Below are 23578 nucleotides of genomic sequence, written 5' to 3'. Positions count from 1 at the left end.
ATGGACGACGGCCGCGCAACACCGCGTTACATGGACGACGGCCGCGGGCCCTCGCAGTTTTAACCTCGCGGCAATGCAGGTCAGGGGGCATTTGATCGTTCCACCCCTCGGGTGACTTGCAGGCTGATCCCCCGCCCGGTTGGGTGGAGAGCATGGTCGGACGCATCCCCGTCATGAACGTGATGCCGCTGGTCGACCTCGGTCGCCAGCCGGCCAAGGCCACCATCGGCGAGCCCTTGCCGGTCACCGCCACGGTGTTCCGCGAGGGTCACGACCAGTTGGCGGCCGAGGTGGTGCTGACCGGGCCCGACGGGGTGCGCCGCGCCCCCGTGCGCATGGCGCTGCACACCGAGGAGCCCAACGACTACCGCGCCTGGGTCACCCCCGACGCCGAGGGCGCCTGGACCTTCGAGGTGCAGGCCTGGTCGGACCCCATCGCCACCTGGCAGCACGACGCGCCGCTGAAGATCGAGGCCGGCGTCGACGTCGACCTGATGTTCACCGAAGCCCGGATGCTGCTCGAGCGGGTGCTCGCCGATCTCGACCCCACCCTGAGGGCGGAGCGCGCGACCCTCGAGGCCGGCCTCGCCGCCGCCGCGGACGACGCCCGACCGCCCGCCGCCCGCCTCGCCGCCCTGCTCGACGACGACCTGCGCGGCGTCCTGCTCGAGCACCCGCTGCGCGAGCTGGTCACGATCGAAGGCCCCTATCGCCTCTTCGCCGACCGGGAGCGCGCGCTGTACGGCTCCTGGTACGAGTTCTTCCCACGCTCGGAGGGCGCCACGAAGGATCCGCTCACCGGCGAGGTCGTCTCGGGCACGTTCGGCACGGCGGTGGCCGGCCTCGACCGGGCGAAGGCGATGGGCTTCGACGTCGTGTACCTGCCGCCGATCCACCCGATCGGCGAGGTCAATCGCAAGGGCCCCAACAACACGCTCGACCCCGGCCCGCTCGACCCCGGCAGCCCGTGGGCGATCGGCAGCAAGGACGGCGGGCACGACGCGATCCACCCTGACCTGGGCACCATGGCCGACTTCGAGGCGTTCGTCGCGCACGCCGCCGACCTGGGCCTGGAGGTCGCGCTCGATCTCGCGCTGCAGGCGGCGCCGGACCACCCTTGGGTCACGACGAATCCGGCGTTCTTCACCACCCGCGCCGACGGCACCATCGCCTACGCCGAGAACCCACCGAAGAAGTACCAGGACATCTACCCGATCAACTTCGACAACGACCCCACCGGCATCTGCCGCGAGGTGCTGCGGGTCGTGAAGCTGTGGATGAGCAAGGGCGTGCGCATCTTCCGCGTCGACAACCCCCACACCAAGCCGGTGGCGTTCTGGGAGTGGCTGCTGGCCGAGATCCGCCGCACCGACCCCGACGTGCTGTTCCTGGCCGAGGCGTTCACCAAGCCCGCCATGATGCACGGCCTGGGCGCCGTGGGCTTCCAGCAGAGCTACACCTACTTCACCTGGCGCACGGCGAAGTGGGAGATCGAGGACTACCTGCGCGAGCTGACCGCCGAGACCGCGCACCTGATGCGTCCGAACTTCTTCGTCAACACCCCCGACATCCTGCATGCGAGCCTGCAGTACGGCGGTCCGGCGATGTTCAAGATCCGTGCCGTGCTCGCTGCCACCGGCTCCCCCACGTGGGGCGTGTACTCCGGCTACGAACTGTTCGAGCACGTCGCGGTGCGCCCCGGCAGCGAGGAGTACCTGGACTCGGAGAAGTACCAGGTGCGCGTGCGCGACTGGGAGGGCGCAGCGGCCGAGGGCCGCACGCTGGCGCCGTACCTCACGCGGCTCAACGAAATCCGCCGCGAACACCGGTCGCTGCAGTTGCTGCGCACCCTGCACGTGCACTCCAGCGACGACGAGAACGTGCTGGTCTTCTCCAAGCAGGCCGTCCCGGGCGACCCGTCGTCCGACACCGTGATCGTGGTGATCAACCTGGACCCGCACGCCACCCGCGAGACCACGGTGCACCTCGACCTGCCCGCACTCGGCCTCGGTTGGGGCGACGGGTTCGTCGTGCACGACGAGATCACGGGGCAGGAGTGGAGCTGGGGCGCGCACGACTACGTGCGCCTGGACCCCTACCACGAGCCGGCGCACGTGCTGACCGTGAGGAGCCCCCGATGAGCGAGACCCGCCACGAGCTGTCCGACGACCCCGTGATCGACGGCCAGACCGACTCCGGCGTCGCCGCCGACGAGGCCGGCCGCGTCCAGCCCGACTGGTTCAAGACCGCGGTGTTCTACGAGGTGCTGGTGCGCTCGTTCCGCGACTCCAACGGCGACGGCACCGGCGACTTCCGCGGCCTGGTCGAGAAGCTCGACTACCTCGCCTGGCTCGGCGTCGACTGCCTCTGGGTGCCCCCCTTCTTCCCCTCGCCCCTGCGCGACGGCGGCTACGACGTAGCCGACTACAACGGCGTCCTGCCCGCGATCGGCACGATCGACGACTTCCGCTACTTCCTCGACGAGGCCCACCAGCGCGGCATCCGGGTCATCATCGACATGGTCATGAACCACACCAGCGACCAGCACCCGTGGTTCCAGGCCAGCCGCAAGGATCCCGACGGCCCGTTCGGCGACTTCTACGTGTGGTCCGACACCGACGAGGCGTACTCCGATGCCCGCATCATCTTCGTCGACACCGAGCCGTCGAACTGGACCTGGGACAACGTGCGTGGCCAGTACTTCTGGCACCGGTTCTTCTCCCATCAGCCCGACCTCAACTACGAGAACCCGGCCGTGCACGACGCGATGATCGAGGCGCTGGCCTTCTGGCTCGACATGGGCCTCGACGGGTTCCGCCTCGACGCCGTGCCCTATCTCTACGTGCGCGAGGGCACCAACGGCGAGAACCTGCCCGAGACCCACGAGTTCCTGCGCAAGGTGCGCGCGTTCGTCGACGAGCACTACCCCGGCCGGGTGCTGCTGTGCGAGGCCAACCAGTGGCCCCAAGACGTCGTGGAGTACTTCGGCGACTTCGAGGCCGGCGGCGACGAGTGCCACATGGCCTTCCACTTCCCGGTCATGCCGCGGATCTTCATGGCGGTGCGCCGGGAGTCGCGCTACCCGATCTCGGAGATCCTCGAGCAGACGCCCGCGATCCCCGACAACTGCCAGTGGGGCATCTTCTTGCGCAACCACGACGAGCTGACGCTCGAGATGGTCACCGACGACGACCGCGACTACATGTGGTCGGAGTATGCGAAGGATCCGCGCATGAAGGCCAACATCGGCATCCGCCGGCGACTGGCCCCGCTGCTGGAGAACGACACCAACCAGATCGAGCTCTTCAATGCGCTGCTGCTCTCCCTGCCCGGCAGCCCGGTGCTCTACTACGGCGACGAGATCGGCATGGGCGACAACATCTGGCTCGGTGACCGCGACGGCGTGCGCACTCCGATGCAGTGGACCGGCGACCGCAACGCGGGCTTCTCCCAGGCCAACCCCGGCCGGCTCGACCTGCCGGTGGTGCAGGACGCCATCTACGGTTATGAGTCGGTCAACGTCGAGGCCCAGATGGAGAACGCCTCCTCGTTGCTGCACTGGACCCGGCGGATGCTCAGCAGCCGCCGCAACCACCCGGCGTTCGGGCTCGGCACCTTCGGTGACCTCGGCGGCTCGAACTCGTGCGTGCTCTCCTACGTGCGCGAGCACACCGACCCCGAGACCGGCGCCGACGACGTGATCCTCTGCGTCAACAACCTCTCCCGGTTCCCCCAGCCCGTCGAGCTCGACCTGCGCCGCTTCGAGGGACGCCGGCCCGTCGAGCTGCTCGGCAACGTGCGGTTTCCGGTGATCGGCGAGCTCCCCTACCTGCTCACGCTGGCCGGCTACGGCTTCTACTGGTTCCGCCTCACGGCGCCCGAGGAGCACGAGGAGGGCCAGCTGCTGTGACCACGCCCCCCGCCATCCCGCCCATCGACCCGCAGACCCTGGTCGACTACCTCGGCCGCACGCGCTGGTTCGGCGGCAAGGGCCGACCGTTCGCGGTCAGCGCCGTGCGCCGCATCGGCGCGGTGCCCGGTACGGTCGAGGGCGGCCCGACGGTGCTGCTCCAACTGGTCGAGGTCACCTATTCCGACGTGCCCGGCGACGCCGCCGACCGCGTCGAGCACTACCAGGTGCCGCTGGCCTGCTACGCGCAGGCGCAAACCCGGCTCGACCACGCGTTCCTCGGCTGGTGGGAGGAGCCCGAGCTCGGCTGGGTGCACGCCTACGACGCACTGCACGACCGGGAGGCCATGGCCTGCTGGCAGCGCACGCTGCACGCGGCCGCCACGGCGCCCGAGGGCGTCCTGGTCGACGCCGACAGCGGCCTGACCTTCCACCGGCTGCCCGGGCACGACCTCGACCTCCAGGCCCGCGCAACGCTGTTCTCGGGAGAGCAGTCGAACTCCTCGGTCGCCTACGGCGAGGACGCCCTGATGAAGGTGTTCCGCAAGGTGACACCCGGTGCCAACCCCGACATCGCGATCCACGACGTGCTGACCCGTGCGAACTCCGACGACGTCGCGTCGCTGTACGGGTGGGTCGAATGGGTCGACTCCGAAGCCGAAGGTGGGGGCGAGGTCTGGGATCTCGCGATGCTCCAGCAGTTCCTGCGCACCGCCTCGGACGGCTGGGAGCTGGCCCTGGCCAGCGTGCGCACGCTCTTCTCCGACCCCGAGACGCACGCCGCGCAGTCCGGCGGCGACTTCGCCGGCGAGGCGACGCGTCTGGGGCTGACACTGCGCGGCATCCACGCGCTGCTGGCCGAGCACGTCGGCACCGGTACGACGCCGAGTCGCGAGCTCGCCGGTCTCATGGCGGCCCGCCTGACGCCCGCGGTCGCGGCGGCGTCCGATCTGGCGCCGTACGAGGCCGGGCTGACCGCCCTCTTCGGTCGCGTCGCGGCGCTGGGTGAGCTGCCCGTGCAGCGCGTGCACGGCGACCTGCACCTCGGCCAGACACTGCGCACCTCGCTGGGCTGGAAGATCGTGGACTTCGAGGGCGAGCCCGCCAGACCACTGGCCGACCGGGTGCTGCCCGACTCCCCCTGGCGCGACGTCGCCGGCATGCTGCGCTCCTTCGACTACGCCAGCCGGGTCGTCGAGCGCAGCTGGGCCGATGACCCTGAGGGGTCCGAGGTGCGCGCCCACCAGGCGCAGGAGTGGGCCAACCGCGCCAAGAACCACTTCCTGGTCGCCTACAGCGACGGCGCCATGAGCGAGACCGACAAGGTGCTGCTCGACGCCTACGTCGCCGACAAGGCCGTGTACGAGACCGTCTACGAGACCCGCAACCGTCCGACCTGGGTCGACATCCCGCTCCAAGCCGTCGCGGAGATCGGAGCACCATGACCAGCCCACAGACGCCCGGAGTGCTGCCCGTCGGCACCGAGGAGCTCGACCAGCTCGTGCGCGGCGAGCACGGCCACCCGCACTCCGTGCTCGGGGCGCACCCGCACGACGGGGCGGTGACCGTGCGTGTCCTGCGCCCCCTGGCATCGTCCGTGGTCGTCACCGGCTCCTTCGGTGCGACCGAGCTGGCCCACGAGCACGAGGGTGTGTGGGCCGGGGTGCTACCGGTCGCCGACGTGCCCGACTACCGGCTGCTCGTGGCCTACGACGGCGCGCCGGTCGAGTCCGACGACCCCTACCGCTTCCTGCCGACCCTGGGCGAGATGGATCTCCACCTCATCAACGAGGGTCGCCACGAGCAGCTGTGGGAGGTGCTCGGCGCTCGTGTGCACCACTACGAGACCCCGGGCGGCGGCGTGGTGAGCGGGACGTCGTTCGCGGTGTGGGCGCCGAACGCGCGCGCCGTCCGGCTCAAGGCCGACTTCAACTCCTGGGACGGCCGCGAGCACCCGATGCGCCAGCTCGGCACCTCAGGTGTCTGGGAGCTGTTCGTGCCCGGCGTCGGCGTCGGCGCGTCGTACAAGTACGCCGTGCTGGGCCAAGACGCCACCTGGCGCGAGAAGGCCGACCCGCTGGCGCAGTGGGCCGAGAAGCCCGCCAGCACCGCCTCGCGGGTCTTCGAGTCGACCTACGAGTGGGGCGACGCGGCGTGGATGCATGCCCGCGCGCAGGAGCGCGCCGTCGAGGAGCCGATGAGCATCTACGAGGTGCACCTGGCCTCGTGGAAGAAGAACCCCGACGGCACGCACTGGACCTGGGAGCAGCTCGCCGACGACCTGGTCGGCTACGTGCAGGAACTCGATTTCACCCACGTCGAGCTGATGCCGGTGATGCAGCACCCGTTCGGCGGCTCGTGGGGCTACCACGTGACCGGCTACTTCGCCCCCGACGCCCGCTTCGGCGACCCCGACGGGTTCCGGCTGCTCGTCGACCGGCTGCACCAGGCCGGCATCGGCGTGATCCTCGACTGGGTGCCCGGCCACTTCGCCACCGACGAGTGGGCGCTGGCCCGCTTCGACGGCACGCCGCTGTACGAGGATCCCAACCCGCAGCGCGGCTGGCACGCCGAGTGGGGTTCCTACATCTTCAACTTCGGCCGCCACGAGGTGCGCAACTTCCTCTTCGCCAACGCCGTGTACTGGTGCGAGCAGTTCCACGCCGACGGCCTGCGCGTCGACGGCGTCGCCTCGATGCTCTACCTCGACTACGCCCGCAAGGAGGGCGAGTGGACGCCGAACAAGTACGGCGGCCACCAGAACCTCGAGGCGGTGCAGTTCCTGCAGGAGATGAACGCGGTGGTCTACCGGCGCGTGCCCGGCGTGGTCACGATCGCCGAGGAGTCGACGTCGTGGCCAGGGGTCACCCGCCCCACGAACAGCGACGGTCTCGGGTTCGGCTTCAAGTGGAACATGGGCTGGATGCACGACTCGCTGGACTACCTGGCGCACGAGCCGGTGCATCGCGCTCACCATCACGGTGCGATGACGTTCTCGCTGGTCTATGCGTGGTCGGAGAACTACGTGCTGCCGATCAGCCACGACGAGGTCGTGCACGGCAAGGGCTCGCTGCTGCGCAAGATGCCGGGCGACCGGTGGCAGCAGCTGGCCACCCTGCGCGCCTACCTGGCCTTCATGTGGGCTCATCCCGGCAAGCAGCTGTTGTTCATGGGCTGCGAGCTCGGCCAGGAGTCGGAGTGGGCCGAGGCCCGAGAGCTCGACTGGTGGCTGCTCGACCACCCCGAGCACCGCGGCGTGCACGATCTGGTGCGCGACCTCAACGGCGTCTACCGCGCCTCGCCCGCGCTGTGGGGTCTCGACCACAGCCCCGAGGGTTTCGAGTGGATCGACGCCAACGACGCCGGCCGCAACGTCTTCTCCTTCGTGCGCCGCTCCTCCGGCGAGCCCGACCTGGTGTGCGTGGCGAACTTCGCCGCCGTGCCGCACCACGGCTACCGACTGGGGCTCCCTGCGCTGGGAGCCTGGCGCGAGGTGCTCAACTCCGATGCCTCGGCCTACACCGGCTCCGGCGTCGGCAACCTCGGCGAGATCACCGCGGTCGAGGGCGGCGCGGGCTCGATGCCGGCGCACGCCGACATCTCGGTGCCGCCGCTGGGCACGGTGTGGTTCCGAGCTGCGCGTTGAACCTAGGGTGGAGCCGTGACTGACCAGGCCGCCGCCCGCACCGTGGACGACGGAGTGGCCCGCATCGCCTGGCGGCCCGGCGAGCCGATCGACAACGTGCGCCGCGAGGTCGCCCGCGCCCTGGTCGACCACCACCGGGTCGAGGCTCACGTCGACCCCCACGACGCCGACGGCCAGCGCACCGCCACCTGGGCGGGCATGCAGCGCGAGGGCGTCATGCGCGGGGTCAGCGTCAGCGGCGAGCCGGAGGACCGCATCGTCTACGCACGGCTGGCCTCCGACCGTCCCGTCGACGAGCCCGGGGCATTCCGGGCCCTGCTCAACTCCTTCCTGCCGCGCAAGCGGGCCATCTCCCAGCTGCTGGTGCGCCGTACCGGGGGTGACCAGCCGCGCGTGCTGCTGTGCCAGCTCACCTACAAGACCGACTGGGATCTGCCCGGCGGGGTCGTCGAGGTCGGCGAGTCACCGCAGACCGCGGTGGTGCGCGAGGTCGCCGAGGAACTGGCGCTCGAGCTCCCCGCGGAGCGACTGCTGCTCACCGACTGGCTGCCGCCCTGGGGTGGCTGGGACGACGCCCTCTGCCTGGTCTTCGACGGCGGCGAGCACCCGGCGTCCCTGCTCGACGGGGTGGTCAAGCAGGCCCGTGAGATCCGCTCGGCGCAGTTCTGCACCCTCGAGCAGGTCGACGAACGCTGCGCCGACTTCACCGCTCGCCGCATCCGCGCGGCCCTGGCGGCCGTCGACTCCGGCGGCTCGGCCTACACCGAGTCCGGCCGGGGCTGAGGCTCACCATCGGGCGTGGATCTGTCGTACCCAGTGCGTCAGATCCACGTGGGTCCGGGTTCGTACGCAGGCACGGGATCCACCGGGTGCGTCCCAGGACCACCATCGGGCACCGTGACGGCATGCCGAACCCGCCGCCCCTCGCCGCGCTGGGCCTCCTCGCAGCCGACCGGGACGGCGTGGTCACCCGGCGACAGCTGCGCGCGATGGGAGTCGCCGCCCACGACCTCGGGCGTCTGCTGCGGCGTCGCGCGCTGGCCCGTGTGCACGACGGGGTGTTCGTCGACCACACCGGTCCTCTTCCCCTGGCGCCAGCGGGCCTGGGCGGCCACGCTCGCCGTCGACGGCGCCCTCGGCGGCCGGTCGGCCCTGCCCGACCCCCGGAGGGAAGGGTCGAGATCGCGATCGATGCCCGGCGTACGGTGCGGCGCCTGCCTGGCGTGCACATCCGGCGGGTCGCGCACCTCACCGCGCGGCCCCATCCCTCAGCGCGGCCGTTGCGAGTGCGTGTGGAGGATGCGCTGGTGGATCTCGCGGACTCCGCCGTCGACGGCGCGGCCGCCTTCGCCGTGCTGGCCACGGCATGCGGCACGGGCCAGACCCGCTCCGAACGCCTGGCCGGGGCCGTGCGCCGACGATCCCACGCGCGATGCGCTGTACGAGGGCTACGGCCCGATCGTCGAGCTCGACGGGAGACTTTTCCGCCAGGGCGTCGCGGCCCGCGTCCGCGACCTCCGGCGCGACCTCGCGATCGCCGTCCACCGCTCGGCCCGCACGGAGCGCCTGGGTTACGCGCGGATGATGAGGGAACCGTGTGCCACGGCCAGCGCCGTGGCGATGATGCTGCGGCAGGGCGGCTGGAGCGGCGCCCTGCCGCGGAGCAGCAGACGCCGCGAGGCGGCCTGAGCCGGACATGCGCGGGTCCGACGTCCTCGGTGCGTCAGATCCGCGCACCTTCTCGCCGCTGCAACCGGAGGGACGGCAGGCCCCGAGTGCACACGAGCACCCCGAGCAACAGTAGGACGCCGCCCGCGGCCTCGCCGGGGGTCGGTACCTGGCCGAGCAGCACCGCGGCCGCCGTCATGGCCGCAGCAGGGGCGAGCAGGATCCACGGCACCACCGCGGCCGAGGGGTGCCGTGCGAGCAGCGAGTTGAAGATGCCGTACCCGACCAGTGAGGCGAGTACGGCGGTGTAGACGGTGGCGAGGAGCGCCTGCCACCCGAACGCCGACACGCCGTCGAGCATCGCCGACGGGCCGTCGAGCAGCACGCCGAGACCGAGGGCCGGCACGGGCACCACGAGGCCCGACCACACGGTCAGCCCCAGTCCCCCGGGCACCGCCGCGGCCCGGGCGACCACGTTGCCGATGCCCCACGAGAGGGCGCCGAGCAGGCACAGCAGCAGCGCGACCGGCGGCACGTCGCCACCCCGGCCGAGGGCGACCGTCGTCAGGCCCCCGACACCCAGCAAGACTCCGACGACCTGGGCGCGCGTCGGCCGCTCCCGCAGCACGCCGGCGGCGATGACGATCGTGAACACGACCTGGGCCTGGAGTACCAGGGCCGCGATGCCGGGGGCGAGGCCCGCCGCGATGGCGGTGTAGAGGAACCCGAACTGGCCCACCGACATGAACAGTCCCACGGCTGCCAGCACTCGCCACGACACGGCCGGCCGCGGCACGCAGAACACGGCCGGGAAGGCCACGAGCACGAAGCGGACGGCGAGGAACAGCAACGGCGGTACGTCACCCATCCCGCGGTCGATGGCGAGGAAGTTCAGCCCCCACACTGTTGCGACGAGGGCGGCGAGGACGTTGTCGCGAACGGGCACGGCTCCAGCGTGCCGCCGAAAAACGTGAAGCACCAGCGAATGATGCTGGGCGTCACGATGTAGCTTTGCTGCATGCTCGACCTGGCTGCCGTCTCCTCCCTCCGCGCCGTCGCCGCCACCGGCAGCGTGGTCGCCGCCGCGGAGGCGTTGGGCTACACCCCGAGCGCCGTGAGCCAGCAGGTCAAACGGCTCGAGCGTCAGGCCGGCGTCGCGCTGTTGGAGCGGCTGGGCCGCGGAGTGATCCTGACCCAGCACGGTCGATACCTGGTGGAGTCGGGGTCGGTGTTGCTCGACGACCTCGAGCGCCTGGAGTCCGACCTGCATGCCCGCGCCGGCGCAGTGGCGGGCTCGCTGCGCGTGGCCGCGTTCTCGACCGCGACGCGTGGCCTCATCGGACCGGTCGTCGGACGCCTCCAACGCGAGCACCCCGGCTTGCGGATCAGCCTGCGCGATCGCGAGCCGTGGGACACCGTCGACCTCGTCGCCGCCGGACAGTGCGACCTCGGCATCGTGCACCGGTGGGGCGACGTCCCGCTCGACGTGCCCGACCACCTCGTACAGCGGCGCATCTGCCTCGACCTGGCCGACGTCGTGGTGCCGCGTGGGCACCACCTGGCGGACGCCGGGGTGCTGCGGGTGGCGGACCTGGTCGACGAGGGCTGGATCGCGACGCCTGCCGACTCCATCTGCCGGCAGTGGCTGCGCCGGATGTTCGACGGCACTGGGCGGCTGCCGCGCATCGCCCACGAGTCCATGGAGTTCGACTCCCACCTCGCGCTGGTGCGGGCCGGTCTCGGTATCGCCCTGGTGCCACGGCTGGGCCGCGCCGACCTCGGCGACGACCTGGTCGCGGTCCGCCTCACCGACCCCGAGCCGACCCGCGAGGTGATCGCGGTGCACCGGGCCGGCCTGACCGACTCCCCCGGCCTCACGGCGCTGCTCGAGGCGTTGCTGGTGAGTTGAGGTTCAGCTCTTGAGCGGCGCCTCGCCGAGCAGGTCGCGGGCCAGCCGGGTGGCGCCGACGACGGCCACCGGCATGATCGCGATGCCGCCCAGCGGGATGAGGAAGCAGGCCTGGGTGGCGACGCCGAAGCCCAGCACGGCGCCCCGGTCGCGGCGCAGCACCTCGGCTTGCGCCCTGCGGTCCAGGCCCCGGGCCGCCAGGGGCCGTGAGAGCAGCTCTCCCGCGAGCAGCCGACCCGAGATCGCCGTACCGAGCACGGCCCCGGCCACCGCACCGACGAACGGCAGCAGGCCCAGCAGCACCACCAGCAGGGTCAACGCCAGGCCGATGGCCATGAGCACGCAGGCATCGAGCACCGAACGCCACCAGCTCGGGCCGTCGTCGGGCACCGGGCCACCTAGGTCGGCCTCGGTGGCCCGCCAGATGCGCTCGTAGAACGGGTCGCCCACGGCGAGCGTGAGGCCGGTGAAGGTGACCGAGGCGATCACGATGAAGCCCACCAGCAGCACCAGCGCCACGCCGACCCGGACGACGCCGCGCATCGAGGCACCCCAATCGTCGGCGAAGGGGGTGAGCCAGTCCGCCAGCCCCGTGAGGTTGAGCAGGAGCGCCACGAATGAGGCCAGCACGATGACCAGCACGATCAGTGCCGGCACGAGGCCGAGCACCATCAACCGCGGCCGGGTGCGCCACGACGACGCGCCGTCCGCCAGGCGGCGCACGCCCAGGGCGACGCCGCGCTCGGTCATCGGCTCGGGCATGGTCAAAACAGCGCCGAGGCGAGGTTCTGCCGGCCCCTGAGCACCCGCGGATCGTCGTTGCCGACGGCAGCGAAGAGGCCGAGCAGGTGCTCGCGGGCCCGGGTGCGCTCCTTGTCGGAGGTTCGGCGGACCAGGTCGACCAGTCGGTTGAAGGCGTCGTCGACGTGGCCGCCGAGCATGTCGAGGTCGGCCACCAGGGTCTGGGCGTCGACGTCGTCGGGGTTGGCCGCCGCCGCCTCGCGGGCGGTGTTCAAGTCGACGCCCTGGGTGCGCTGGAGCACCTTCGCCATCGCCAGGCCCGCGGCGGCCTCGACGTCGGCCGGGTTGGCGTCGACGAGCTTGTGGTACTCGGCGACCGCAGCGTCGATGTCACCCGCCTCGAGGGCGTCCTGCGCGGGGGCGTAACGCGGGTCGACGCCCGGCTCGTCGTCCGCGCCCTCTGCGGGAGCGGCGCCGCGTGGCTGGTGCCGGCCGGTGATGCCCTGCGTGGTGAGCTGCTGCATCACCTGGTTGAGCACCGAGCGCAGCTCGTCGAGGCCGAGTGCGTCTTGGAGCAGCGGCTGCGGGCGACCGTCGAGCACGGCCAGCACGTAGGGCACCGACGGCAACTGCACGGCCTGTGCGATGGCCGGCGCGGCGTCGACGTCGACGAGACCAGCGAGGAAGCGCCCGTCGTACTCGCCGGCGACCGTGGCGAGGTCGTCGGCCATCTGCTTGCTCTCCGGCATCCGGCTCGCCGAATAGAAGGCGAGCAGCACGGGCGCGGTCATCGACGCCTCGACGACCTCCTGGAAGTTCTGCTCGTCGACGGCCAGCGAGTAGGCCGACCCGCCTGCGGGGGCGCCACTACCCGGCGCCCCGGGCGCGGGCTGGCTGGGAGCGGGCCGCTTGAGCGCGGAGAGGTCGAGGGCGCCTGGGCGGGAGAACGGCTGCTGCGTCATGCGGCCCATCCTAGGAAGGCGCTGCCGATCAGTTCACGCGTGGGCCACGCAGCCCGGCGCGCTGCACGACCCGCTGGATCGTGAGATCGCGCTCGTCGGGGCGCGAGACGTACCGGACGTCGCGCAGCCCCTGCTCTTGCGCGGCGGACTCGAACACGAAGTGGCCGAAGCCGAGCAGCCGGCCGTGCAGGGGCTTGGCGACCGTGATGTCGAGGATGCGGGTCAGCGGCATCGTCGACAGCTGCGTCGCGAACACACCGTGCACCCGGAAGACCCGCATGTTCGTGATGACGAACCGGTCGCGCTTGGCGTCGACCGCCTTCCACGCGGCGTGGGCGGCCAGGGCGAACACCACGAGCATCGGCAGCCAGGCCAGGTCGACCGGGAGCCAGGGCACGGCGACGAGCACCGCCAACGCCACGATCGCCTCGCACGCCGGACGCACGTAGGCGACCCAGTGGTGCATCACCTCGTCGACGATCACCTCGCCCTCGTCGCGCAGCAGGTGCCGCCCGATGTGGGGGTCGGTGACGCGCGTCAGCACGCTCACCGGTGGTTCACCGTCGGCCTCAGGCGAGCTCGTCGACGAAGTCGATGACCGCGGTGCCCATGTCGCTGGCGAAGCTGAGGCCGGCGGAGCCACCCCTGCTCGCAACATCGGCCAGCCCCTTGGGGTCGGTGAACAGCCAGAACAGCACGAACACCGCCAGCAGTGCGGGGATCGCCTTCTTCATCACGGACCGTCCTCGGGGAAGTGGGCAGGACTCCGGAAACATCTGTACCAGCAGTCACTCCCGTTACGCGAGTCGACGCGCCGTAGCGACGCCTCGGGGGGCCGGCCGGCCGACCCACGTTTGGTCGAAAACTGCATTCTGTGGGGCCGTTTTGCCCACGATTGGGATCAAACGACAGTAAAGAAATCAGCGCCCCACCAGGCGATCAGCGGCGGCGTAGGGATCCGACTCCCCGGCCGCGACGGCGGCCGCGAGGGAGTCGAGGTCGGCGCCGCGCGCCCCGACGTCGTCCCACTGGGCGCGCAGGGCCGCGACGGCGATGGCCTCGACCTCCGCGCGGGCGCGGCGGGTGCGACGCAGCGCCAGACCCTCGCCACCGGACAGCCAGGCGTGGTGCTCGTCGAGGGCGGTGACGACCTCGGGGATGCCCCGACCCGACTGGGCGACGGCGCCGAGCACCGGCGGCTCCCAGTCGCCCTCGGCGCGGTCGGCCCACGAAGCGCCCAGACGCAGGGCCGAGCGCAGGTCGCGTCGCAGCTTCTCGGCGCCGTCGCGGTCGGCCTTGTTCACGACGTAGAGGTCACCGACCTCGAGGATGCCCGCCTTGGCGGCCTGGATGCCGTCGCCCATCCCGGGCGCGAGCAGCACCATGGTGGTGTCGGCGAGCCCGGCCACCTCGACCTCGCTCTGTCCGACCCCGACGGTCTCGACGAGGACGACGTCGCAGCCGGCGGCGTCGAGTACCCGCGCCGCCTGCGGCGTGGTGGCCGAAAGGCCGCCCAGGTGGCCGCGCGAGGCCATCGAGCGGATGTAGACGCCGTCGTCCTCGGCGTGGTCGCCCATGCGGATGCGGTCGCCCAGCAGGGCCCCGCCCGAGAAGGGCGAGGAGGGGTCTACGGCGAGCACTCCTACCCGGCGTCCCGACTCACGCAGCTCACGGATCAGCGCATTGGTGGTCGTCGACTTGCCGACGCCCGGGGCACCGGTCAGCCCCACGACGTGGGCGCGACCGGTGTGTGGAGCCAGCGCGGCCATGACCTCGCGCAGGAGCGGTGAGGCGTCCTCGACCAGCGAGATCAGGCGTGCGACGGCGCGGGCCTGGCCGGCGCGGGCGCGCTCGACCAGGTCCGCGACATCGGTGTCAGCTCTTCGGGACACGCACGATCAGGGCGTCGCCCTGGCCGCCGCCGCCGCACAGCGCGGCCGCGCCGACGCCGCCACCGCGGCGCTGCAGCTCCAGCGCGAGGTGCAACACGACCCGGGCACCGGACATGCCGACCGGGTGACCCAGCGCGATGGCGCCGCCGTTGACGTTGACCTTGTCCTGGTCCAGGCCCAGGCTGCGAGCCGACTCGATGCCGACCGCGGCGAATGCCTCGTTGAACTCGACCAGGTCGAGATCCTTCGGCTCGATGCCCTCTTTGGCGCAGGCCTTGGCAGTGGCGTTGGCCGGCTGCATCTGGAGGGTGGAGTCCGGGCCGGCGACCATGCCGTGCGCACCGATCTCGGCGAGCCAGGCCAGGCCCAGTTCCTCGGCCTTGGCCTTGCTCATCACGACCACGGCGCAGGCACCGTCGGAGATCTGGGACGACGAGCCGGCGGTGATGGTGCCGTCCTTGGAGAACGCCGGACGCAGGTTGCCCAGCGACTCGGCGGTGGTCTCGCCACGCACACCCTCGTCGGCGGAGACGACGATCGGGTCGCCCTTGCGCTGCGGGATCGACACCGGGACGATCTCGTCGTCGAACACGCCGTTCTTCTGCGCGGCCGCGGCCAGCTGGTGCGAGCGGGCGGAGAACTCGTCCTGCTCCGCGCGGGTCAGGCTGGTGCCCTGCGCGTTGCACGACTCGGTGAGCCCGCCCATGGCCTGCTGGGTGGCCTGGTCGAAGAGGGCGTCGTAGGCCATCGAGTCGACCAGCGTGGTGTCGCCGTACTTGAACCCGGTGCGCGACTTGGGCAGCAGGTGGGGCGCGAGGCTCATCGACTCCATGCCACCGGCCACGATGACGTCGGCCTCGCCCGCGCGGATCATCTGGTCGGCGGTGGCGATGGCATTGAGGCCCGAGAGGCACACCTTGTTGATGGTGATCGACGGCACGTTCGCCGGGAGGCCGGCCTTCAGACCGGCGGTGCGGGCGGGGTTCTGGCCGGCGCCGGCCAGGATCACCTGGCCCATGATCAGGTAGTCGACCGCGTCGGCTGCGACCCCGGCCTTCTCCAGGGCGCCCTGGATGGCGACGCCACCGAGCTCGGCGGCGGAGAGGCCGGAAAGGCCGCCCATGAGGCGACCGATGGGGGTGCGCGCCCCGGCGACGATGACGGTTCCGGACATGGGCTTCCTCCACGTGTTCGGCAGATGTGAGTGAGTCTGGCTGGCGGCGGGGCCCGGCGCGGGGGCTCCGATGGCGCAGGGTACGACTCGACCCGAAGGTTACTCGTTGGTCACATGGGCGGCGAGAGGCGTCCATGGCCCGGCATGAGGCGATCGTCACACCGATCCGGCTGGTGGTGGACGCCGACGGGCGGGGCGTACGACGATGCGCGCATGTCGAACCTGGAGATCCCCCAGCACCTCTTCACCGCCATCGACCACGTCGGCATGGCGGTGCCTGACCTCGATGCGGCCATCGCGTTCTACCGCGACACCTTCGGCATGACACTGGCCCACGAGGAGACCAACGAGGAGCAGGGCGTGCGCGAGGCGATGATGGCGGTCGGCGACTCCGGCTCCCACGTGCAGTTGCTCGCGCCGCTCTCCGAGGCCTCGACGATCGCGAAGTTCATCGATCGCAACGGCCCCGGCTGCCAGCAGGTCGCCTACCGGGTCACCGATGTCGAGCAGGTCAGCGCGATCCTGCGCGAGCGCGGCGTCCGCCTGCTCTACGACGCCCCCAAGCGCGGCACGTCGGACTCCCGCATCAACTTCGTGCACCCCAAGGACGCCGGCGGCGTGCTGGTCGAGCTCGTCCAGCCGGCCGCGTCCCGCTGAGGCCGCCCACCGTCCCCCGGCAGGGCTGCCTCAGCAGCTCGCGGCACCGTCGAGCGCAGCGAGCTCCGCGCCGTTCGGCGGCCCACGGGCACGAAGCCCCCGTGGGGGCGGAGCCGACTGGTCAGATCCAGCCGCGGTCGCGGGCGGTGCGCGCTGCCTCGGCCCGCGTGCGGGTGCCGGTCTTGCCGATCGCGGCCGAGAGATGGTTGCGCACGGTGCCCGGCGAGAGGTGCAGGTGGGCGGCGATGGCGGCGACCGGGCCGCCGTCGAGGGCCGCTCTCAAGACGTCGGCCTCGCGATCGGTGAGCGGGCTGGTGCCGTCGAGCAGTGACTCGGTGGCCAGTGCCGGGTCGACCACGCGCAGCCCCGCGTGCACCCGGCGGACGGCGTCGGCCAGCTCGTGGGCCGGGGTGTCCTTGACGACGAAGCCGCTCGCCCCGGCGTCGAGCGCGCGGCGCAGGTAGCCCGGCCGCCCGAAGGTCGTGACCACCAGCACCCGGGCCCGCCCGGCCGCCCGCACCGCGCGAGTGGCCTCGATGCCGTCGAGGCCGGGCATCTCGATGTCGAGCAGGCACACGTCGGGGGCCGACGCCTCGAGTGCCGCCAGCACCTCGTCGCCTCGGCCCACCTGCGCCACGACCTCGAGGTCGGACTCGAGGTCGAGCAGCGCCGCGAGGGCCCCGCGCACCATCGCCTGGTCGTCGGCCAGGAGCAGTCTGATCGGGGTCACCGTGCCCTCACCGTGCCCTCACCACGTCACCTCGAGTGTCGTTCCGCCTCCGGCAGCTGGGCCGAGGCGCACCGCTCCCCCGCCAGCCGCCACCCGCTCGCGCAGACCCCGCAGGCCGTTGCCCTCCGAGGTCGGCGGCCCGCAGCCGTCGTCGACCACGCGGAGACCCGACCCGAGCAACTCGACGGTGCAGTGGGTCGCTCGGGCGTGACGCACGACGTTGGTGACCGCCTCGCGCAGCGCCCACGCCACCACGGTGCGGTAGCGGGGGTCGAGCACGTCGAGATCCTCGGGCAGGGACGACGCCACGCCGGCCGCCTCGAGGGCCCGGCGGGCGGCGTCGATCTCGTCGTCGAGTCGGGCGGCACGCAGGCCACCGACCGTGGCCCGCACCTCGGCGAGGGCCTGCCGGGTCAGCTGCTGGATCTCCACCAGCTCGGCTCTCGCCCGCTGGGGATCGGCCTCGACCAGCCGCTCCGCGAGCTGCGCCTTGACCGAGACCACCGTGAGGCTGTGGCCGAGCACGTCGTGCACGTCGCGCGCCACCCGGTCGCGCTCGGCTCCGACGCGCAACTCCTCCTGCGCCCGAGCGTGGGCGTCGCCCTGCCCGGCCAGGAACCGCCCGGCACCGCAGCCGATGGCCACGGCCACGAGCGTGAAGTCCAAGAACAGCCACCCGGTCGAGGGGTCCAGGAGGAGCTCGAGCGCGAGGCACGAAGCGATGAGCGCAGTCGGCCACCACCAGCACCACGGACGCACCAGCACGAACACGCCCAGGGCGATGAGGAACGGCACGAACGACAGCACGCCCAGACCGATCGGCAGGGCCGTGACCACGGTGACGGCGCTCAGCGCCACCAGGAACGCCGGCCCCCGTCGCGCACCGTCTGGATCCATCGCGCCGCCCACCGTGAAGGCCAGGGCGTAGAGCACGCCGAAGACGGCCGTGCCCACGAGCCCGCCGACCCGCCGCGCCGTCGTCGGCTCGGCGAGCGACTCCAGCACCGGGAAGGCGAGGAAGATCAGCCAGGCCGTCCACAGCAACCAGCCGTAGCGCAGCCACGGATCACGCAGCTCGAAGGCGGGTTGCACCGTGGGCTCCGCGGAGGATCCGTTCACTGCCGGGCGCGCGAGCGGCGTACCAGCAGCGTCGCCGCCACCGCCAGCACCGCCGTCCATGCCACCACGTTAGTGAGCGGCACCCACAGCGACTCGTGCACCAGGTCGCCACCGGTGATGACCCAGCCCTCGGTGAGCGGGTAGCGCGCCAGCGCGACGTAGCCGTAGAGGGGCGTGAACTTCGCAATGGTCAGCAGGGCGCCGGAGAGCGGGAAGAAGATGTTGCCGAGGAAGGAGAGCAGTACCACCGAGAGGCTCGCGGCCGTCGCCGCACCCTCCGAGGGGAACCGCAGGCCGAAGCACAGACCATAGAGGGCGAAGACGACGGCCCCCGCGGCCACGACCACGAAGCTGAGCGCCCACGCGCGGACGGCACCTTCTGCCCCGGTGAGCAGCCCCAGCGCGAACACCACGAGTGCGGGCAGCAGGGCCACGAGCACCGCGAGGCTCGCCTTGACCGCCGCGTACCCGATGTCGCGCTGCGGGGTCATGCCGAGCTGGCGACCCCAGCCGTGGGAGCGCTCGACCGCGGCGGAGGCACCGAGCCCGACGGTCGCCGTCACCGCGCCGTAGCCGGCCATCGCGATCATGATGGCCATCGCGACGTTGCCGTTGCCCACGGCGTCGCCGGCGTAGTCCTGCGAGCTTCCGAACACCAGGAACATGAAGCCCGGCAACGCCACGGTGAACAGCAAGGTGATCGGGTCGCGCAGCACCCGGCGCGCCTCGAGACGGAGCATGGTGGGGTCCGGCAGGAGACCCGCGAGGTGGAGACGTGTCGGGGTGCGGTGGCCCGGGTCGACGGCGGACGGTGCGAGGGTCGAGGTGCTCATCGGATCTCCTGGTGCATGGTCTGGCTGGTGGTTTGGCTGGTGAGGGCGACGAAGGCCTCGTCGAGCGAGGCGGGGACGACGGTCAGGTCGCGGCCGTCGCAGGCCGTGAGCAGGGTGATGGCGGCGGCGTCGGCCGCCTCGACGTCCCGCACGTGCACGAGCACGCGGTGACCCTGAGTCTCGAGCCGGACGTCGCCGGGCAGGTCGAGCGCGGTCAGCCGGCGGGAGGCCGCGGCGGGGTCGAGCACCCGGGCCGACACGACCTTGCCGGCGGCGCGAGAGCGGATCTCCTCGGTGCTGCCGTCGGCCACCACGCGGCCTCCTGCGACGAGGACGATGCGGTCGGCGAAGCTGTCGGCCTCCTCGAGGTAGTGCGTCGCGAAGACGACCGTGCGACCGCGCTCGGCCTCCTCGTGCATCGTGGCCCAGAACTCGCGACGGGCGGTCACGTCCATCCCGGCGGTGGGCTCGTCGAGCACGAGCAGGCGCGGGTCGGGCAGCAGGGCCAGGGCGAAGCGCAGCCGCTGCTGCTCACCCCCGGAGCACTTCGAGACACGTCGAGCGGCCAGGTGCGTGATGCCGGCCCGCTCGAGGACGTCGTCGACGCCCGCGTGGGGCAGCCGGCGGTAGGCGGCGGCCACGTACTCGACGACCTCGCCGACCCGCAGGTCGGGCAGCAGACCACCGGTCTGGAGCACCCCCGCGACCAGACCCGCCTCGACGGCGGAGCGCGGCCGCATGCCGAAGACCGCTGCCTCCCCTGCCGTCGCCTCGATCAGGCCCAGGACGACGTCGAGGGTGGTGCTCTTGCCGGCACCGTTTGGCCCGAGCAGCGCCACGATCTCGCCCGGCTCGACGGTCAGGTCGACGTGGTCGACCGCCACCACCTCTCCGGACCGCGCACCGAACGTGCGCCGCAGACCCGCCAGGCGGACGGCGAACGGAGTGTGCGCGGCGGACCCCTCGAGCGGGAGGGTCGCAGGTGCGCGGCGCGTCGGCGCCGGTGCCGGTGCCGGTGCCGGTGCCGGTGCCGACGGGATGCTGGACGGCAGGTCGTGCGGGCGGTACCGGGGCGGGGTGATCGTCATGACGCCACCTTCGCCGTGGGGCGCGGTGTCCGGACCTGCGCGCTGTCACGAACCGCCCGTGACACCTGTCATCCTCGAGGGACGATTCGCGACCCCTCGCGGCACGATCCGCGACCCCTCGCGGGACGATTCGCGACCCCTCGCGGGACGATTCGCGACCCCTCGCGGGACGATTCGCGACCCCTCGCGGGTCACATGAGGTAGTCGGAGTCGCGGGCGTCGGTGATGAGCATGTGGCCGGGGGCGTGGGCGATGGCCAGCGGTGGTCGCGACTCCATGACCGCCGCCTGGGGCGTCACGCCGCAGGCCCAGAACACCGGCACCTCCCCCGGGCGCACCTCGACCGCGTCGCCGAAGTCGGGGGCGTCGAGGTCGGTGATGCCGAGGGCGGCCGGATCGCCCACGTGCACCGGGGCGCCGTGCACGGCCGGGTAGCGGGCGGTGACGCGTACGGCGTCGGCCACCTGCGCCGCCGGCACGGGCCGCATCGACACCACCAGCGGGCCGCCCATCGCGCCGGCCGAGCGACACCGGGTGGTGGTGCGGTACATCGGCACGTTGCAGCCGGCCTCGAGGTGCCGCACGGGCACGCTCGCCTGGGCCAACGCCGACTCGAACGTGAAGCTGCACCCGATGAGGAAGCTGACCAGGTCCTCGCGCCACCAGCGCCTGACCTCCGGCGTCTCCTCGACCAGTTCGCCGTCGACGTACACGCGGTAGGCGGGCACGTCGGTGCGCACGTCGCCGTGAAGCAGCGGCCCGGCGACGGCACCGGGCTCGAGCACGTCGAGCACCGGGCACGGCTTGGGGTTGCGCTGGGCGAACAGCAAGAAGTCGAAGGCCTGCTCGCGCGGCAGCACCATCAGGTTGGCCTGGGTGTAGCCGTCGCACCAGCCGGACGTCGGGGTCACCAGGCCGTCGCGGAACCTGGCGCGCGCCTCTGCCGGCGACAGCGCCGCCGCGTCGGTCAAGGTCATGGTGCCTCCACCCATCGGAATCTCAAGCTCTGACCCGGCCGCACCTGCGCGGCGAGGTCGACATCGTCGACGACCACCACGGCCACCACGGGGTAGCCCCCGGTCACGGGGTGGTCGGCGAGGAACAGCACGGGCTGGCCGGACGGCGGCACCTGGACAGCGCCACGCCATGCGCCCTCACTGGGCAACTGCCGGTCGCGGGCGTGCTCGAAGCGGGCGCCGTCGAGGCGAGCACCGACCCGGTTGCTGCGGTCGGTCGCGGTCCACGTCGTGGCGGTGAGCAGGTCGGGGTCGGCGACCCAGTCCGCGCGCGGCCCGCGCACCGCACGCAGCACCACGGGCTCGTCCGCCGAGACCCGCGGCCAGGGCAGGTGGTCGATGCCCGGCATCGCCCCCGCCGGCTCGCCCACGGGCAGCACGGTGCCCGCGTCGATCTCCGGTCCGAGCCCGGCCAGCAGGTCACGCGACCGAGAGCCGAGCACCAGGTCGGCGTCGACACCGCCGCGCACGCAGAGGTAGGACCGCAGACCCACCGACGGCGACCCGACCCGCACCCGCGCTCCTGCCTCGACCCGCACCGGAGCGTGCGAGCCCATACCGCGGCCGTCGACCGTGAGGTCGCACACCGCGCCGGTGACGCAGAGCCACAACGCCTCGTCGCCCACCTCGACATCGAGCCCGCCGAGGGTGATCTCCAGCCCAGCCGCGCCCTCGGGATTGCCCAGCGCTCGGTTGCCCTGGCGCAGCGCCCCGCGATCCGCGGCCCCCGAGCGCCCGACGCCGATACCGGCGTACCCGGGGCGGCCGAGATCCTGCACAGTGGTGAGCGGGCCGGTGGCGTGCAGCGTCAGCGTGCGGGTCACCGGCGCACCTCGACGAAGCGCACGGCCACGCCGGGGCGCAGCAACGCGGGTGGGTCGCGGTCGAGGTCGAAGAGGTCGACCTCGGTGCGGCCGATGAGCTGCCAACCGCCCGGCGACTCCCGGGGGTAGACGCCGGCGTACTCCCCCGCCAGTCCGACCGACCCTGCCGGCACCCTCGTGCGCGACTCCTCGCGGCGTGGCACGTGCAGCCGGTCGTCCTCGCCCGCGAGATAGCCGAAGCCGGGCGCGAAACCGCCGAAGGCGACCCGCCAGGTCTGCTCCGTGTGCGCCGCCACGACCTCCTCGCGCGAGAGACCGGTCAGCGCTGCGACGTCGTCGAGATCCTGCCCGTCGTAGACGACCGGGATCTCCACGGCCTCGGGTCCTCGATCCGCCTCGAGAGCGACCGGCCGAACGTCCTCCAGCACCCGCCGCAGGTCGGCGAGGGGCACCTTGTCGGCAGCCACCACGAGCACCGTGCACGCCGCCGGAACCACCTCACCCACCTCAGGCGGCGCCTCGCGGCGCAGCGCCTCGGCGTAGCCGAGCGCTCCCCCTCCTCGCTCTGCGCCCTCGACGCCCTCGGCGAGCTCGACCAGCACCGCCCGGTCGCCGTACGCGAGCAGCCTCATGCCCGCCCCGCGAACGACCCGAGCTCGACGCCCGCGTCGGCCAGCGCCGCGGCCACCGCCCGTGCCATCTCGACGGCACCGGGGGTATCGCCGTGCAGGCACACCGACTCCGCGTCGACCGCCACGTCGGACCCGTCGACGGAGGCCACGACACCCTCGGTGACCAGCCGGACGACGCGGCGCGCGACGTCGGCGGCGTCGTCGAGCAGGGCTCCCGGCTGCGACCGGGGCACGAGGCGGCCCTCGCCGGTGTAGCCGCGGTCGGCGAACGCCTCGCGCACGCCCCGCAGGCCGGCGTCGTCGGCGTAGCGCAGCAGCAGCGAGCCGGGCAGGCCGAGCACGGGGAAGGTGTCGTCGTAGCCCCGCACGGCGTCGATCACGGCTCGAGCCTGGCCCTCGTGGTCGATGGTCGCGTGGTAGAGCGCACCGTGCGGCTTGACGTAGGAGACCCGGGTGCCGGCTGCGCGCGCCATCGCGTCGAGCGCACCGATCTGGTAGGTCACGGCGTCGGCCAGCTCGGTCGGATCGACGTCGATGAACCGGCGTCCGAACCCCGCCAGATCCGGGTAGCCCACCTGGGCGCCGACGGCCACCCCGTGCGCGGCCGCGAGCTCGCAGCACCGGCGCAGGGTCGTCGGGTCGCCGGCGTGGAACCCGCAGGCCACGTTGGCGCTCGTCACGACCGCGAGCACGGCCTCGTCGTCACCGAGTCGCCAGCGGCCGAAGGACTCGCCGACGTCACTGTTCAGGTCGATGCGCGGCATGCTCACAGACTGC

Annotated in this window: 24 protein-coding genes; 8 read left to right on the top strand and 16 right to left on the bottom strand. The window is 72.3% G+C overall.

Features of this window, described 5'->3' with window-relative positions; translation table 11 throughout:
• Positions 1 to 152 precede the first annotated feature (152 nt).
• The 5 genes from ISG29_RS09645 to ISG29_RS09625 are packed head-to-tail and all read left to right on the top strand — an operon-like array spanning position 153 to position 8339.
• Positions 153 to 2141: an alpha-1,4-glucan--maltose-1-phosphate maltosyltransferase gene (locus tag ISG29_RS09645; RefSeq protein WP_194503197.1), complete on the top strand. Its 1989-nt coding sequence runs from the start codon at positions 153 to 155 to the stop codon at positions 2139 to 2141.
• Complete coding sequence (gene treS, locus ISG29_RS09640) at positions 2138 to 3910, top strand: maltose alpha-D-glucosyltransferase (RefSeq protein ID WP_194503196.1); 1773 nt, start codon at positions 2138 to 2140, stop codon at positions 3908 to 3910. The genes ISG29_RS09645 and treS overlap by 4 nt, the downstream gene beginning before the upstream one ends.
• Positions 3907 to 5355 carry a maltokinase N-terminal cap-like domain-containing protein gene (locus tag ISG29_RS09635; RefSeq protein WP_194503195.1) on the top strand — a complete coding sequence of 483 codons (1449 nt, stop codon included), beginning with the start codon at positions 3907 to 3909 and terminating at the stop codon, positions 5353 to 5355. Before treS ends, ISG29_RS09635 begins: the two co-directional genes overlap by 4 nt.
• Positions 5352 to 7556: a 1,4-alpha-glucan branching protein GlgB gene (gene glgB / locus ISG29_RS09630; RefSeq protein WP_194503194.1), complete on the top strand. Its 2205-nt coding sequence runs from the start codon at positions 5352 to 5354 to the stop codon at positions 7554 to 7556. The genes ISG29_RS09635 and glgB overlap by 4 nt, the downstream gene beginning before the upstream one ends.
• A gap of 15 nt (positions 7557 to 7571) precedes the next feature.
• The gene (locus ISG29_RS09625; protein ID WP_194503193.1) at positions 7572 to 8339 is read left to right on the top strand and encodes an NUDIX hydrolase; all 768 of its coding nucleotides are present in this window, start codon (positions 7572 to 7574) and stop codon (positions 8337 to 8339) included.
• 38 nt (positions 8340 to 8377) lie between these two features.
• On the opposite strand, the gene ISG29_RS09620 is transcribed toward ISG29_RS09625, so the two are convergent.
• Positions 8378 to 8629, bottom strand: a complete 252-nt coding sequence (locus tag ISG29_RS09620; protein WP_194503192.1) for a hypothetical protein — start codon at positions 8627 to 8629, stop codon at positions 8378 to 8380.
• Between the two features lie 226 nt (positions 8630 to 8855).
• Between ISG29_RS09620 and ISG29_RS09615 the strand changes: the two genes are divergently transcribed.
• Entirely contained in the window at positions 8856 to 9245 is a 390-nt protein-coding gene (locus ISG29_RS09615; protein ID WP_194503191.1) for a hypothetical protein, read from the top strand.
• Between the two features lie 34 nt (positions 9246 to 9279).
• Here ISG29_RS09615 and ISG29_RS09610 read toward each other — a convergent pair whose 3' ends face one another.
• Positions 9280 to 10170: an EamA family transporter gene (locus ISG29_RS09610; protein ID WP_194503190.1), complete on the bottom strand. Its 891-nt coding sequence runs from the start codon at positions 10168 to 10170 to the stop codon at positions 9280 to 9282.
• Positions 10171 to 10242: 72 nt separating this feature from the next.
• Between ISG29_RS09610 and ISG29_RS09605 the strand changes: the two genes are divergently transcribed.
• The gene (locus tag ISG29_RS09605) at positions 10243 to 11133 is read left to right on the top strand and encodes a LysR family transcriptional regulator (RefSeq protein ID WP_194503189.1); all 891 of its coding nucleotides are present in this window, start codon (positions 10243 to 10245) and stop codon (positions 11131 to 11133) included.
• A 3-nt stretch (positions 11134 to 11136) separates the two neighbouring features.
• On the opposite strand, the gene ISG29_RS09600 is transcribed toward ISG29_RS09605, so the two are convergent.
• From ISG29_RS09600 to ISG29_RS09580, 6 genes are all read right to left on the bottom strand, one after another.
• Positions 11137 to 11895, bottom strand: a complete 759-nt coding sequence (locus ISG29_RS09600) for an EI24 domain-containing protein (RefSeq protein WP_194503188.1) — start codon at positions 11893 to 11895, stop codon at positions 11137 to 11139.
• A 2-nt stretch (positions 11896 to 11897) separates the two neighbouring features.
• Positions 11898 to 12836: a co-chaperone YbbN gene (locus ISG29_RS09595; RefSeq protein ID WP_194503187.1), complete on the bottom strand. Its 939-nt coding sequence runs from the start codon at positions 12834 to 12836 to the stop codon at positions 11898 to 11900.
• A 28-nt stretch (positions 12837 to 12864) separates the two neighbouring features.
• On the bottom strand, positions 12865 to 13386 hold the full coding sequence (locus ISG29_RS09590) for a PH domain-containing protein (RefSeq protein ID WP_328828611.1): 522 nt from the start codon (positions 13384 to 13386) through the stop codon (positions 12865 to 12867).
• Between the two features lie 19 nt (positions 13387 to 13405).
• Positions 13406 to 13570 (bottom strand): hypothetical protein, encoded by a 165-nt coding sequence (locus ISG29_RS20805; RefSeq protein ID WP_235958915.1) that lies wholly within the window; start codon positions 13568 to 13570, stop codon positions 13406 to 13408.
• Positions 13571 to 13756: 186 nt separating this feature from the next.
• Positions 13757 to 14728: a methylmalonyl Co-A mutase-associated GTPase MeaB gene (gene meaB / locus ISG29_RS09585; RefSeq protein WP_194503185.1), complete on the bottom strand. Its 972-nt coding sequence runs from the start codon at positions 14726 to 14728 to the stop codon at positions 13757 to 13759.
• On the bottom strand, positions 14712 to 15902 hold the full coding sequence (locus tag ISG29_RS09580; protein WP_194503184.1) for an acetyl-CoA C-acetyltransferase: 1191 nt from the start codon (positions 15900 to 15902) through the stop codon (positions 14712 to 14714). The genes meaB and ISG29_RS09580 overlap by 17 nt, the downstream gene beginning before the upstream one ends.
• A gap of 213 nt (positions 15903 to 16115) precedes the next feature.
• Between ISG29_RS09580 and mce the strand changes: the two genes are divergently transcribed.
• The gene (mce, locus tag ISG29_RS09575; protein WP_194503183.1) at positions 16116 to 16559 is read left to right on the top strand and encodes a methylmalonyl-CoA epimerase; all 444 of its coding nucleotides are present in this window, start codon (positions 16116 to 16118) and stop codon (positions 16557 to 16559) included.
• A 121-nt stretch (positions 16560 to 16680) separates the two neighbouring features.
• On the opposite strand, the gene ISG29_RS09570 is transcribed toward mce, so the two are convergent.
• The 8 genes from ISG29_RS09570 to ISG29_RS09535 all read right to left on the bottom strand — a co-directional run bounded on the left by ISG29_RS09570 (position 16681) and on the right by ISG29_RS09535 (position 23565).
• Complete coding sequence (locus tag ISG29_RS09570) at positions 16681 to 17289, bottom strand: response regulator transcription factor (protein WP_328828607.1); 609 nt, start codon at positions 17287 to 17289, stop codon at positions 16681 to 16683.
• An 18-nt stretch (positions 17290 to 17307) separates the two neighbouring features.
• A complete protein-coding gene (locus ISG29_RS09565; protein ID WP_194503182.1) occupies positions 17308 to 18468 on the bottom strand; it encodes a sensor histidine kinase in 1161 nt (386 codons plus the stop codon).
• Positions 18405 to 19241, bottom strand: a complete 837-nt coding sequence (locus tag ISG29_RS09560; RefSeq protein WP_235958906.1) for an ABC transporter permease — start codon at positions 19239 to 19241, stop codon at positions 18405 to 18407. The genes ISG29_RS09565 and ISG29_RS09560 overlap by 64 nt, the downstream gene beginning before the upstream one ends.
• Positions 19238 to 20329 carry an ABC transporter ATP-binding protein gene (locus ISG29_RS09555; protein WP_194503181.1) on the bottom strand — a complete coding sequence of 364 codons (1092 nt, stop codon included), beginning with the start codon at positions 20327 to 20329 and terminating at the stop codon, positions 19238 to 19240. Before ISG29_RS09555 ends, ISG29_RS09560 begins: the two co-directional genes overlap by 4 nt.
• A gap of 191 nt (positions 20330 to 20520) precedes the next feature.
• Entirely contained in the window at positions 20521 to 21306 is a 786-nt protein-coding gene (locus ISG29_RS09550) for a putative hydro-lyase (protein ID WP_194503180.1), read from the bottom strand.
• Positions 21303 to 22169, bottom strand: coding sequence for a 5-oxoprolinase subunit C family protein (locus tag ISG29_RS09545; protein ID WP_194503179.1), 867 nt, complete (start codon positions 22167 to 22169; stop codon positions 21303 to 21305). The genes ISG29_RS09550 and ISG29_RS09545 overlap by 4 nt, the downstream gene beginning before the upstream one ends.
• Positions 22166 to 22801: a 5-oxoprolinase subunit PxpB gene (gene pxpB / locus ISG29_RS09540; protein WP_194503178.1), complete on the bottom strand. Its 636-nt coding sequence runs from the start codon at positions 22799 to 22801 to the stop codon at positions 22166 to 22168. The genes ISG29_RS09545 and pxpB overlap by 4 nt, the downstream gene beginning before the upstream one ends.
• The gene (locus tag ISG29_RS09535; RefSeq protein WP_194503177.1) at positions 22798 to 23565 is read right to left on the bottom strand and encodes a LamB/YcsF family protein; all 768 of its coding nucleotides are present in this window, start codon (positions 23563 to 23565) and stop codon (positions 22798 to 22800) included. Before ISG29_RS09535 ends, pxpB begins: the two co-directional genes overlap by 4 nt.
• Positions 23566 to 23578: the final 13 nt, after the last annotated feature.

Origin of the sequence: Nocardioides acrostichi, from assembly GCF_015319165.1 — a bacterium.
Taxonomy (GTDB): domain Bacteria; phylum Actinomycetota; class Actinomycetes; order Propionibacteriales; family Nocardioidaceae; genus Nocardioides; species Nocardioides acrostichi.
This window is presented reverse-complemented; position numbering and strand designations above follow the sequence as displayed.